At 73.9% G+C, this 12,158-nt stretch carries 10 protein-coding genes; 2 read left to right on the forward strand and 8 right to left on the reverse strand.

The window, feature by feature from the left end:
- Positions 1–29: 29 nt before the first annotated feature.
- Positions 30–1,928 (reverse strand): outer membrane protein assembly factor BamB family protein, encoded by a 1,899-nt coding sequence (locus EAO71_RS15975; RefSeq protein WP_147978338.1) that lies wholly within the window; start codon positions 1,926–1,928, stop codon positions 30–32.
- A gap of 112 nt (positions 1,929–2,040) precedes the next feature.
- Positions 2,041–3,846, reverse strand: coding sequence for an ABC-F family ATP-binding cassette domain-containing protein (locus EAO71_RS15980; RefSeq protein WP_147978339.1), 1,806 nt, complete (start codon positions 3,844–3,846; stop codon positions 2,041–2,043).
- A 95-nt stretch (positions 3,847–3,941) separates the two neighbouring features.
- Between EAO71_RS15980 and EAO71_RS15985 the strand changes: the two genes are divergently transcribed.
- Together EAO71_RS15985 and EAO71_RS15990 are read left to right on the forward strand one after the other, a co-directional pair.
- A complete protein-coding gene (locus EAO71_RS15985) occupies positions 3,942–4,988 on the forward strand; it encodes a hypothetical protein (RefSeq protein WP_147978340.1) in 1,047 nt (348 codons plus the stop codon).
- The gene (locus EAO71_RS15990) at positions 4,985–6,079 is read left to right on the forward strand and encodes a hypothetical protein (RefSeq protein WP_147978341.1); all 1,095 of its coding nucleotides are present in this window, start codon (positions 4,985–4,987) and stop codon (positions 6,077–6,079) included. Before EAO71_RS15985 ends, EAO71_RS15990 begins: the two co-directional genes overlap by 4 nt.
- 37 nt (positions 6,080–6,116) lie before the next feature.
- On the opposite strand, the gene EAO71_RS15995 is transcribed toward EAO71_RS15990, so the two are convergent.
- The 6 genes from EAO71_RS15995 to EAO71_RS16020 all read right to left on the reverse strand — a co-directional run bounded on the left by EAO71_RS15995 (position 6,117) and on the right by EAO71_RS16020 (position 12,049).
- A complete protein-coding gene (locus tag EAO71_RS15995) occupies positions 6,117–7,424 on the reverse strand; it encodes an acyltransferase family protein (protein ID WP_147978342.1) in 1,308 nt (435 codons plus the stop codon).
- 109 nt (positions 7,425–7,533) lie between these two features.
- Positions 7,534–8,475 (reverse strand): 4-(cytidine 5'-diphospho)-2-C-methyl-D-erythritol kinase, encoded by a 942-nt coding sequence (locus EAO71_RS16000; RefSeq protein WP_147978343.1) that lies wholly within the window; start codon positions 8,473–8,475, stop codon positions 7,534–7,536.
- Positions 8,472–9,332: a 16S rRNA (adenine(1518)-N(6)/adenine(1519)-N(6))-dimethyltransferase RsmA gene (rsmA, locus tag EAO71_RS16005; RefSeq protein ID WP_147978344.1), complete on the reverse strand. Its 861-nt coding sequence runs from the start codon at positions 9,330–9,332 to the stop codon at positions 8,472–8,474. The genes EAO71_RS16000 and rsmA overlap by 4 nt, the downstream gene beginning before the upstream one ends.
- Positions 9,329–10,588, reverse strand: a complete 1,260-nt coding sequence (locus EAO71_RS16010; protein ID WP_147978345.1) for a resuscitation-promoting factor — start codon at positions 10,586–10,588, stop codon at positions 9,329–9,331. The genes rsmA and EAO71_RS16010 overlap by 4 nt, the downstream gene beginning before the upstream one ends.
- Before the next feature lie 72 nt (positions 10,589–10,660).
- Positions 10,661–11,530: a TatD family hydrolase gene (locus EAO71_RS16015; protein ID WP_147978346.1), complete on the reverse strand. Its 870-nt coding sequence runs from the start codon at positions 11,528–11,530 to the stop codon at positions 10,661–10,663.
- Between the two features lie 84 nt (positions 11,531–11,614).
- The gene (locus tag EAO71_RS16020; RefSeq protein WP_147978347.1) at positions 11,615–12,049 is read right to left on the reverse strand and encodes a hypothetical protein; all 435 of its coding nucleotides are present in this window, start codon (positions 12,047–12,049) and stop codon (positions 11,615–11,617) included.
- Positions 12,050–12,158: the final 109 nt, after the last annotated feature.

Consider the following 12,158-nt stretch of genomic DNA (forward strand, 5'->3'; position numbering starts at 1 on the left):
GAGGGGGCTGGGTCATCGGTCTGCGTACCTCACTTGCTGAAGGCCATCATCGTCTTGACTTCCTTCTCCGCCTTGTCGTTCAAGGCCGACACGCGCCCTGCGGTGATCACGAAGGTGCCGTTGCCGTAGGCGTAGCCGGGGTCGTAGTAGGTGCTCTCGATCTGGGCGGTGGCCGCCGGGTGCTGGAGCAGGACCTTCGGCGCGCCGCCGGTCGGTGCGACGGTGGCGACGGCGCCGCCCTTGTCGTAGGACGGGTCGACGTAGACCAGGACGTCCGAGCCCTCCATCCGGAGGGGGATCATGCTCTGCTCGCCGGGCGCCTTGGACCGCCACTTGGCCTTGCCGGTGTTCAGGTCGAACGCGACGACCTCGTTCGGGGTTCCGTAGCTCGTCTCGGTGGCCATGTAGAAGGTGTTCGCGTCGGCGGCGACGCCCACGCAACCCTGGAGGTTCTTGCCAAACACGACGAAGGATCCGCCGCACTTGGGGGCGAACTTGTCGTTGCCGCCCTGGATCTGCGAGCGCAGGCGGCCGTCGGCGGTGAGGGCGAAGACCATCCACTTCTTCTCGTCGCGCTGCGTGGCGGAGACGACGAGGGGGTTCACCGAGTAGACCCGGTCGACCTCCCAGTTGGCCGGGAGCTTGTAGTTCCACCTGGCCTTGCCGGTGTTCGGGTCCACCTCCCCGATCTGCTGCTGCTTCTTGTTCACGTCACCGGAGGGGCAGGAGGAGGCCGCGATCAGCTTCTCCCCGCCCGCGTAGGCGTACGGCTTGCAGCCGCTGCTCGGCGAGGCGAAGAGCTGCTTGCCGTCCGCCATGGAGAAGCCGTACGAGCTGCTGGTGCCGGCGGCGGTCACCGTGCTGCCGCTGATGGCGAGGGTGTTGTCGTCGAAGGCGAACAGGCCGGTGGCCTTGGGCACTTCCTTCTTCCAGCCCGCCTTGCCGGTCTTCAGGTCGACCTGCTGGAGCTGCGTGCACTTGGCACGGTCGCCCGCCTTGTCATGGTGGCCGAAGACCATGGTGCCGTCGGCGGCCGGGGCCGGCGGGGCGGCGCACAGCTCGAAGGGCACGTCCAGGTGCCACTTCGCCGAGCCGTCGCTGAGGCTGTAGCCGTCGATGCTCTTGTACATGGCCTTGACGACGACGTCGCCGACGATCCACGGGCCGAGGACGTCGGAGCCGTTCTTCGGCAGGTCGACGTTGTTCTTCAGCATCCAGTTGATCTTGGCCTCGCCGGGCTGACGGCCGGCGTTGAGGTCCTCGGGACCCTTGTCGCCGTCGCCGCTGCCGTCGCCCTGGTCGACGGACTCGCTCGGCTTCGGGCCGGTCGGGGAGGCGGTCGGCTGGGCGACCGGCTTCCCCTCCTCGTCGCCGCTCAGGGCGAACCAGGTGCCGCCGCCGATGAGCAGGAGCGCGGCCGCGGCCGCGGCGATGATGACGCCGGGCTTGCCCTTGAAGGGGTTCGAACCGCCGCCGGGCGGTGCCGGGTACGGGGCCTGGCCGGGGTACTGCGGCTGGCCGGGGTAGCCGTAGCCGGGCTGCGGCGGCTGGCCGTACGGGCCGGGCTGCGCCTGCGTCGGGTAGCCGTAGCCGGGTTGGGGAGCCTGCTGGCCCGGGTAGCCGTAGCCGGGCTGCGGGGCCTGCTGCGGATAGCCGTAACCGGGCTGCGGCGGCTGGCCGTACGGGCCGGGCGCGGTCGGCGGCTGCTGCGGGGCCTGCGCCGGAGGCGGCGTCTGCGGGGCCGCGGCCGGCGGGCCCTGCGGGGGTTCCGGGGTCTTGTCGAACGGGCCGGGCGCGGGCGGCGTCTGCGGCGGCGCGGCCGGCGGGGCCGGCGGCATCGGCGGTACGGCCGGGGTGCCCTGGCTCGGGCCGTCGGGGCCTTCCGGAGCGCCGAAGCCAGGCGGCTGGTTGCTGGGCGGCTGGGTCATCAGCGCTTCCCCCTTGAAGTGAGCGGGTTTTCTTTCTACCACTCACGGGATGGCGCAAAAGTGACCGGTCCGCCCCTTGTACCCAAGGGAGGACCGGCCCGTGATGTCGTCGTTACGCGTCCTCGGCGAGTTCAAGCCAACGCATCTCCAACTCGTCACGCTCCCCGGCCAGTTCGCGCAGCTCGGCGTCCAGTTTCGCCACCTTCTCGAAGTCTGTGGCGTTTTCGGCGATCTGGGCGTGCAGCTTGCTCTCCCGCTCGGAGAGTTTGTCGAGTTGACGCTCCACCTTCTGCAGTTCCTTCTTCGCGGCGCGGGCGTCGGCGGCGGACACTCCCTGCTTCTGCTGCGCGGCCGGAGCGGCCGGCACCGGGGTGGCCTCCTCGATCATCCGGCGGCGGCGCTCCAGGTACTCGTCGATGCCGCGCGGCAGCATCCGCAGGGTCCGGTCGCCGAGCAGTGCGAGCGTCCGGTCCGTGGTGCGCTCGATGAAGAAGCGGTCGTGGGAGATGACGACCATGGAGCCCGGCCAGCCGTCGAGGAGGTCCTCCAGCTGGGTCAGGGTCTCGATGTCGAGGTCGTTGGTGGGCTCGTCGAGGAAGAGCACGTTCGGCTCGTCCATCAGCAGGCGCAGCAGCTGCAGGCGGCGTCGCTCGCCACCGGAGAGGTCGCCGACCGGCGTCCACTGCTTCTCCTTGGTGAAGCCGAACTGCTCGCACAGCTGGCCCGCGGTCATCTCGCGGCCCTTGCCGAGGTCGACCCGGTCGCGGATCTGCTGCACGGCCTCCAGGACGCGCAGCGAGGCGGGCAGTTCGGTGACGTCCTGGGAGAGGTAGGCGAGGCGCACGGTCTTGCCGACGGCGATGCTGCCGGCGGCGGGCTGGGTCTCGCCCTGGGTCTCTGCGGCCTCGGCGAGGGCCCGCAGCAGCGAGGTCTTGCCCGCGCCGTTGACGCCGACGAGGCCGATCCGGTCGCCGGGGCCGAGCTGCCAGGTGAGGTGCTGGAGCAGCGTCTTCGGTCCGGCGGTGACGGTCACGTCCTCCAGGTCGAAGACGGTCTTGCCGAGCCGGGCGTTGGCGAACTTCATCAGTTCGGAGGTGTCGCGCGGCGGCGGCACGTCGGCGATCAGCTCGTTGGCGGCCTCGATGCGGTAGCGCGGCTTCGAGGTGCGGGCGGGGGCGCCGCGCCGCAGCCAGGCCAGCTCCTTGCGCATCAGGTTCTGGCGCTTGGCCTCCTCGGTGGCGGCGATGCGCTCGCGCTCGGCACGGGCGAAGACGTAGTCGGAGTAGCCGCCCTCGTACTCGTGGACGGCGCCGCGCTGCACGTCCCACATGCGCGTGCAGACCTGGTCGAGGAACCAGCGGTCGTGGGTGACGCAGACGAGCGCCGAGCGGCGCTGCTGGAGGTGGCTCGCGAGCCAGGCGATGCCCTCGACGTCGAGGTGGTTGGTGGGCTCGTCGAGGACGATCAGGTCCTGGTCCTCGATGAGCAGCTTGGCCAGCGCGATACGGCGCCGCTCGCCTCCGGAGAGCGGCCCGATGACGGTGTCGAGCCCCTTCTCGAAGCCGGGCAGGTCGAGCCCGCCGAAGAGGCCGGTGAGCACGTCGCGGATCTTGGCGCTGCCGGCCCACTCGTGGTCGGCCATGACGCCGATGACCTCGTGGCGGACGGTCGCGGCCGGGTCGAGCGAATCGTGCTGGGTGAGCACGCCGAGCCGCAGGCCGCCGCTGTGCGTGACGCGGCCGGTGTCGGCCTCCTCCAGCTTGGCGAGCATCCGGATGAGGGTGGTCTTGCCGTCGCCGTTGCGGCCGACGACGCCGATCCGGTCCCCTTCGGAGACGCCGAGTGAGACACCGTCGAGCAGGGCACGGGTGCCGTACACCTTGCTGACGGCCTCGACATTGACCAGGTTGACGGCCACTTTGACTCCTGTACCGGGGGATCGATCGACGTCCAAGGGTAGACGCCGCGGGGGGTGCGATAGCCTGCTGCGATCTTTCGAGGCGGGGGGCCGGGATGTCCGATTCCGTGTGGGCGCGTCTGCGCGGGCACCGGTGGCTGCCCCAGGCGACCGCGGTGGTGGTACTCGCGGCGCTGGTCGCGGGCTTCTTCGTGGTCCGGGCGGAGCGCCGCGCGGACCACAACGCGGCGGTGCTGGCCAGGGCCTGCGGGGGCGTACTGCCCCGGGACGCCGTCCGGGACCTGCTGTCCGGGGACGTGCGGTGGGAGCTGCGGACCGGAGCCGGGCCGCGCGCCCTGGCCGGCTGCGCGGTCGGCGGGACCGGCGAGGACGAGCCCCGGCTCGAGTTCGCGGCCGTGCCGCTGGCGGACCCGCCCCTGAAGGGCGTCCGGGCGGAGGACCTGGCGGGCGACACCCCGTACGCGTCGGCGCCGGAGTGGGCACGTGAGCACGAGCGGGCCGACACGCAGGTGACCGTGGCCTGCCCCGCCGGGCTGCCCGGGCACCCGCGGAGGGTGACGGGCTTCCGGGTGTACGCCTCGCTGGTCGGGGGCCCGGAGGCGGCGGCCGAACTGGGGCCGGCCGTCGCGGCCCTCGCGAACGACGTCCGGGAGCGGAACCGCTGCGGGGGCGTGCCGGTGCGCCCGTCCGACGCGCGGGCGCCGGCACCCGCGCGGGATGACGGCGGCGAGCGCGAGGAGAACCCGGCGCCGTGCCGGTGGTTCGGCGGGAAGACGGAGTCGGCGGCGGGCGGCGAGCACGCCTGGGCCCGCGGCTGCGCGATCGGCCTGCCGGCGACGGACGTGCACGCGGTGAGCTCGGCGAGCTGGTGGGGTGACGTGCTGCCGGAGGCGCGCACGGAGTACGGAGCGGAACTCGCCGGACTCGGCGGCGGCGCGCCCGCTTCGGCGGTCCGGCGGTCCTACGAGGTGGCGGCCTGGGCCAGGTCGCGGTGCGCGCAGGGCACGACGCTGCACCGGGTGAGCGTGAGCGGCCTGGACAAGGCGGCGCTCGCGGCCCGCGTCGACGGGCTGCTCGACCGCTATCTGGCCGCGGCCACCGGCTGCCGTGACGTCGAGGTTCTCGGGAAGGTGTGGGCATGAGCGAGACGGACGACCGGCTCGTCCCGCGGCGGCGGGTGCGGCGGGCGGTGGCGTGGACGGTGTCCGTGGCCGTCGCGGCCGGGGCGGTGTTCTGGATGTCGGGTGGCTGGGACGCCTGGCGGCACGACGCCGCCCTCGACTCGGCCTGCGAGGGCGACCTGGCGGCCGGTGAGCTGCGGGCCCTGCTCGGCGGGGCCGAGGTGACGACGTCCGGCGGGCCCGGGGAGCGTGCCTGGTGGTGCCGGGTGCGCGGGGCGGACGACGAGGACGGGCGGGTCCGCCTCGACCTGTCGGTGCGGCGCGCCGGCTCCCCGGCGGCGGGCGTGGAGGCGGACCGCGAGGACGCCCCGCTCGGCCACGGCTGGACCGGGTCGTTCGGCTTCTCCCCCGACGGCGACGCGGAGGACCGCGGCGAGGCGAGGGTGACGGTGATGCTGGACTGCGGCACCGAACCGGGGGACGGGCTCGTCGCCTCGGTGAGCACCCGCATCGACCGGGCCGACTTCTCCCGGGCGGTGGAACGGGACCGGCTCACCGCGGTGCTCACCGGGACGGCGGTCTCCTACGCGCGCCGGACGGGCTGCGAGGCCGCGCCGGGGCGCCCGGTGAAAAACGTCGGCATGTCGGTGACGTCGTGGGACCACCGGCCGTTCGCCGAGGTGTCCGGGAGCTGCGCGGGCGTCCTGGACGCGGCGACCGCCGCGCGCTGGGGCGTCCGCACGGCGGTCGAGACCGTGCCGGGGCCGAAGCCGGTCGAAGGCTGCGCCCTCGGCGGGACGGCCGGCACCCCGCTGTACGGCTTCACGGCGTTCTACGGGCCGTTCCTCGGCCTCAAGGGCATGGAGCAGCGGGACGACGCCCGGCTGGTGGGCGCGCACCGGGACGGGCGGTACATGCTGGCCGCCTCGTGCCCGGGTGCCGGGGGCAAGGCCGTGTACGAGGTGGCCTCCCGCACCGGCGCGGGGCACACCTCCGTCCTCGCGCTGGACCACCCGGGCCTGCGCGCCGCCCTGCGGCGCTTCGCGGAGAAGTCCGCGAAGGCCCACGGCTGCGGGGTCCCGACGGCGTCCTCGGCGGTGTCCGGGAACTAGGTCCTGTCCGGGCGATCTCGGAGGATCGGCCCGCGGGTCAGACGGCTCCGGGCCGGTGCCGCGCGGTCCGGCCCGCACGTTCGACCAGGAGCCAGCCCGCGAGCGTCATGGCGATGGCGGCGGGGGCGGTGACCCGGACCGCGATCAGGGTGGCCGCGTGGCCCTCCAGGAGGCCCGCGAAGCCGGTCATGGACAGGCCCAGGACACCGAACAGCGCCAGGGTGATGCCGAGGACGGCGAGCGGGCCGCCGCTGCCGGTGGCGGGAGCGGCGGGTACGGGCTGTTCGAACCGGCGGAAGGCGGCGACGAGGACCGCGGTGACGACGACGGCCGCGGCGATGCGGACGGGCACCTGAGCCCACCAGGCGGCCGTCGCCGGGTCGGGCGGCGTCAGGCCGAGGGCGAGCACGGCGCCGTAGACGCCGAGCATGGCGGTCAGGTGCCAGAGGAAGGCCGTCATGGCGATGCCGTTGGCGGCGACGACCTTGCGCCAGACGCCGGCCCGCCCCGCGAACCTCGCTCCCGGCCCCTTGAGCAGTTCGACCGCGCCCACCAGCCACAGGCCGTGGCKGAGCAGGGCGAGTGTGGGCGGGGCCATGTTGGAGACCTTCTCACCGGGCATCCCGACCATGGAGAGCGGGTACGGGCCGAGGGCGACGAGCGCGGCGGCGCCGAGGAGGCCGGTGCCGGCGAGGAGGCCGGGGCGGCCGATCCGCCCGTCGGCGCGCAGGAAGCCGAGCTGGTGGACGGCGAGCCAGACGAAGGCGAAGTTGAGGAACTCGACGAACGGCACGTCGAGGGCGAAGCGCAGCACGTCGACGGCCGCCGCCCCGCCGGCCAGGCCCGCGAAGGCGCCCCAGCCGTGGCGCTCGTGCAGGCGCAGCAGCGGCGGGGTGAAGGCCACCATCGCGAGGTAGATGCCGATGAACCAGAGCGGCTGGGCGACCAGCCGCAGGGCGACGCCGGTCAGGCCGCCGTCCCGGCCGAGGAGCGGGACGAGGAGTGCCGCGGCGCCCCAGACGCCGATGAAGACCATCGCGGGCCGCAGCAGCCGCTGGAGGCGGGCCCGCAGGAAGGCGGCGTAGTCCGGCCGGGAGCGGTAGGCCAGGGCGTGGGAGAAGCCCCCGACGAAGAAGAACACCGGCATCACCTGGAGTCCCCAGGTGAGCGGCTGGAGTTCCGGTACGACGGCGAGCAGGTTGCCCACCGTCCCGTCCCCGGACACGGCGGCCATCAGCCAGTGGCCGAGGACCACGACGCCCAGCGAGGCGACCCGCAGGAGGTCGACGTACCGGTCGCGGGTCGCGGGCGTGGCGGCGGCGAGCTCACGAGCGCTGATTCCCATGCGCCCAAGGTCCCGCGGAGGGCGGGCCGTTCGTCAGGGCGCGGATACTCAACCGCGGCGTGAGTACGTGGCCGGGCCGGCGGGCCGGGCGGGACTTTCCGGACCCGCCCTACCGAACGGTGGCCCCCGGCGCGGGTGAGGTGGCCGTCCGTGCCGTGCGGCAGGTGCCGGAGGCGACGAGGGCGGCGGCGACCGACTCGGCGGTCTCGGCGTCCTTCACCAGGAAGGCGGTCGTCGGGCCGGAGCCGGAGACGAGGGCGGCGAGCGCCCCGGCCGACAGACCGGCGTCGAGGGTGGCGGACAGCGAGGGTCGCAGCGAGAGGGCCGCCGGCTGGAGACCGTTGGCCAGGGCGCCGGCGAGGGCGCCGGCGTCACCGGTGCGCAGCGCCTCCAGGAGCGCGGGCGAGGCGGCCGGTTCGGGCACGTCCACGCCGTCGTTGAGGCGGTCGAACTCGCCGTAGACGGCGGGGGTCGACAGGCCGCCGTCGGCGACGGCGAACACCCAGTGGAAGGTGCCGCCGACCGGTACGTCGGTCAGCTGCTCGCCGCGGCCGGTGCCGAGGGCGGCGCCGCCGACGAGGCTGAACGGCACGTCGCTGCCGAGTTCGGCGCAGATCTCCAGGAGTTCGGCGCGGGAGGAGTTCAGGCCCCACAGGGCGTCGCAGGCGAGCAGGGCGCCGGCGCCGTCGGCGCTGCCGCCGGCCATGCCGCCGGCGACCGGGATGTCCTTGACGATGTGGAGGTGGACGTCCGGGGAGATGCCGTGGCGGGCGGCGAGGAGCTCGGCGGCCCGCGCGGCCAGGTTCGTCCGGTCCAGCGGGACCTTGTCGGCGTCCGGTCCTTCGCAGGTGACGGTCAGGGCGGCGGCCGGAGTGGCCGTGACCTCGTCGTGGAGGGAGACGGCGAGGAAGACGTTGGCCAGGTCGTGGAAGCCGTCGGGACGCGCCGCACCCACGGCGAGCTGGACGTTGACCTTGGCGGGCACGCGCACGGTGACGCCGGCCGTCGTCGCGCCGGCGCCGGGGGTGCCGGCCGGTTCCGTACCGCTCACTTCTTGGCCTCCGCGATCCGCGCGAACTCCTCGACCGTCAGCGACTCGCCGCGGGCCTGCGGCGAGATGCCCGCCGCCACCAGGGCGTCCTCGGCCGCGGCGGGGGAGCCCGCCCAGCCGGCGAGGGCGGCGCGCAGGGTCTTGCGGCGCTGGGCGAAGGCGGCGTCGACGACCGCGAAGACCTCGGCCTTGGAGGCGGTGGTCGCGACCGGTTCGGTCCGGCGGACCAGGGACACCAGGCCGGAGTCGACGTTCGGCGCCGGCCAGAAGACGTTGCGGCCGATCGAGCCGGCCCGCTTCACGTCGGCGTACCAGTTGGCCTTGACCGAGGGGACGCCGTAGACCTTGTTGCCGGGCTGCGCCGCCAGCCGGTCGGCGACCTCCGCCTGGACCATGACCAGCGTGCGCTCGATGGTCGGGAAGCGGTCCAGCATGTGCAGCAGGACGGGCACGGCCACGTTGTACGGCAGGTTCGCGACGAGCGCCGTCGGCGGCGGCCCGGGGAGCTCCTGGACGTGCATCGCGTCGGAGTGCACGAGCGCGAAGCGGTCCCGCTTCGCGGGGAGGCGGGCCGCGATCGTCGCGGGCAGCGCGCCGGCCAGGACGTCGTCGATCTCGACGGCCGTCACGCGGTCCGCGGCCTCCAGCAGGGCCAGGGTGAGGGACCCGAGGCCCGGTCCCACCTCCACGACCACGTCGTCGGGTCGCACCTCGGCCGTGCGGACGATCCGCCGGACCGTGTTGGCGTCGATGACGAAGTTCTGGCCGCGCTGCTTGGTCGGGCGGACGCCGAGCGCAGCTGCCAGTTCACGGATGTCGGCGGGGCCGAGGAGGGAGTCGGGATCGGTGGTGCTCACCGGTACAGCCTACGGCCGCAGTGGGGCCAGGGACTCGCCCCCCGCTGCACGTAGAGCTTCTTGGCCCGGTACGTCTGTTCCGAGGCGGGCGCGTTCTGGGCGACTCCGGTGCCGCCGAGCGAGCGCCAGGTGCCCGGGTCGAACTGGTACAGCCCGCCGTAGGTGCCGGACGGGTCGACCGCGCCCGGCCGGCCGCCGGACTCGCAGGCGGCCAGCGCGCCCCAGTCGAGTCCGTCGGCGCCGGCCACCGACGAGGGCAGCGGGCGGGTGCCGACCTTCACCTTCCGGGCGACGGGTTCGCGGACGATCTCCTCGCCGATCCGCTTGGGCCGCTGCCGGACGCCGTTGACGGTCCGCAGCGCGTAGACGACTCGGCGCACACCGGCCCGGCCCTGCTCCTCGACGACCTCGGTGCCCGCGAACAGGTCGGGGTCGCGGGTGCGCTCGACGGCGTACGGGATCGGCTCCTCGCGCACTTCGCGGGTGCCGGTGATCCGCATGACGGTGATCGTCTGGCCGTCGCGCGGGAAGGATCCGGGCGGTGCCGAGGTGGTGTCCTGGCCGGTGAGGGTGATGCCGGCCTCCTCGACGGCCTCGCGGACGGTGGCGGCGTTGGTGCGCAGGGTCCGCTCGCGGCCGTCGGCGAGGAGCGTGACGGTCCGTTCGGTGCGGACGTCGAGGGCGAGGCCGTGGCGGGAGATGGCGGCGGAGCGCGAGACGGAGAGGTAGGCGCCCTCGGCGCGGACCCCGAGCTGGCGCAGGGCGCCGTCGACGGTCCGGGCCGTGGTCCACACCTCGCGGCGGCGGCCGTCCAGGGTGAGCCGGACGGGGCGGCCGTAGCGGACGACGACCTCGTCGCCGCTGGCCAGTGCCTCGCCGGGGGCGGGGGCGACGATGTCGTGGTCGCCGACGGTCAGCCCTTCGTCGGCGAGGAGTTCGTCGACGTCGTCGGCGAAGGTGTGCAGGGTGCGCGGGACGCCGTCGACGGAGAGCCGGACGGCTTTGTCGTTGGCGACGAAGGCGCTGGTGCCGCCGGCGAGGAAGGCGACGACGAGGGCCTGCGGCACGAGGCGCCGCAGGCCCTCGACGGCGGGCGGGGACGACTTGCGGCGCCGTGCGGCCCGCCGGGCCTCGGCGCGGGTGCCCTGACCGGGGACGACGAGGGGTGCCACCTGGGTCGGCTGCTCGTGGAAGGGCAGCGTCGCCGCCCGCTGTCCGCCCCGCGCGGCGCGATGACTGCCCTGGGAAGTGCTCACGAGGCCGGGACCCTAGCCCGGACGGCGGTCACTCTCCAAAGCGACTCGACTACACGACGTAACCGTTATGGATCAGTAATCGAAGGCCCGTGCGGTGTTGTCGGCGATCGCCGCGCACAGGGCGTCCTCGCCGATCCCGCGGACCGCCGCCATCGCGCGGACGGTGACGGGGATCAGGTAGGGCGCGTTGGGCCGGCCCCGGTAGGGCGCGGGCGTCAGGAACGGGGCGTCGGTCTCGACCAGGACGCGCTCCAGCGGGGCGACGGCGAGGGCGTCGCGCAGCGGCTGGGCGTTCTTGAAGGTCATGTTGCCCGCGAAGGACAGGTAGTAGCCCTTGGCCGCGCAGATCCGGGCCATGTCGGCGTCACCGGAGTAGCAGTGGAAGACGGTCCGCTCGGGCGCGCCCTCCTCGTCGAGGACCCGCAGCACGTCGGCGTGGGCCTCGCGGTCGTGGATGACGAGGGCCTTGCCGTGCCGCTTGGCGATCTCGATGTGGGCGCGGAAGGACCGCTCCTGGGCGGCCATGCCCTCGGGGCCGGTGCGGAAGTAGTCCAGGCCGGTCTCGCCGACGGCCCGGACGTGCGGCAGGGACGCCAGCCGGTCGATCTCGGCGAGCGCCTCGTCGAGGGCCGCGTCGCCGCCGGCCTCGCGCGCGCCCTGGCGGGACCAGCCGTCGGGGTCGCCGAGGACGATCCGCGGGGCCTCGTTGGGGTGCAGGGCGACCGCCGCGTGCACGTTCTCGTACGCGGCGGCGGTCTCGGCGGCCCACTGGGACCCCTTGAGGTCACAGCCGACCTGGACGACGGTCGTGACGCCGACGGCGGCGGCCTTGGTCAGGGCCTCCTCGACGGTGCCTGACTGCATGTCCAGGTGGGTGTGGGAGTCCGCCACCGGCACCAGCAGGGGCTCGGGCAGCGGCGGCGGGGCGTCCTTGGAACTCATGGACCCGATCGTACGAGGCTCGACGGGTCCCCTCGCGGTGGCCCGGGTGCGAGCGCCCGGGGCCGGCCGTCCGGTCGCGGCTGCCTACTTGTCGCGGTGCTGGAAGGGGTGCAGCAGGTCGGAGAGGTGCCAGTGGCGGGCGGGCTCGGCGGGCGGCGCCTCCTCTTCGGGCGAGCCCTCGATGAGTTCCTGTCCGATGGGCCCGGCCATGCCGACCGGCCTCGCCTCCCGGGCCCCGCGGCGGTGCTTCTCGGCCGCGGCGATGAGGTCGAGGACCGAGGAAACCTGTCCGGCCCGCATGATGCGCACGACGTGCCCGCCGCAATTCATGCAGGTCGGGCTGGACAGCGGTGACGGTACGCGTTCGCCACCCGCTTTGTAGACGATGAAAGTCTGACCGGCCGCATCGACGTGGTGCTCGATGTCGTACTCCTGCTCCCAGCCGTATCCGCAGCGCATGCAGGCGAAGGCGTACGCCTCGTGCGCGACGGGTGTGCCGGTGCCGGTGATCTCACTCATGCCAGCTCCTCTCCACTGATCCAGTGGACGCCTTTTCGGGCCGGAGCGCATCAGCGCCGGTGGAACAATGGAATGCTCTTTGGCCTTCCCTTGCCCTGAGGCCCTCGGC

The organism is Streptomyces sp. MS191 (assembly GCF_008042125.1).
GTDB lineage: Bacteria > Actinomycetota > Actinomycetes > Streptomycetales > Streptomycetaceae > Streptomyces.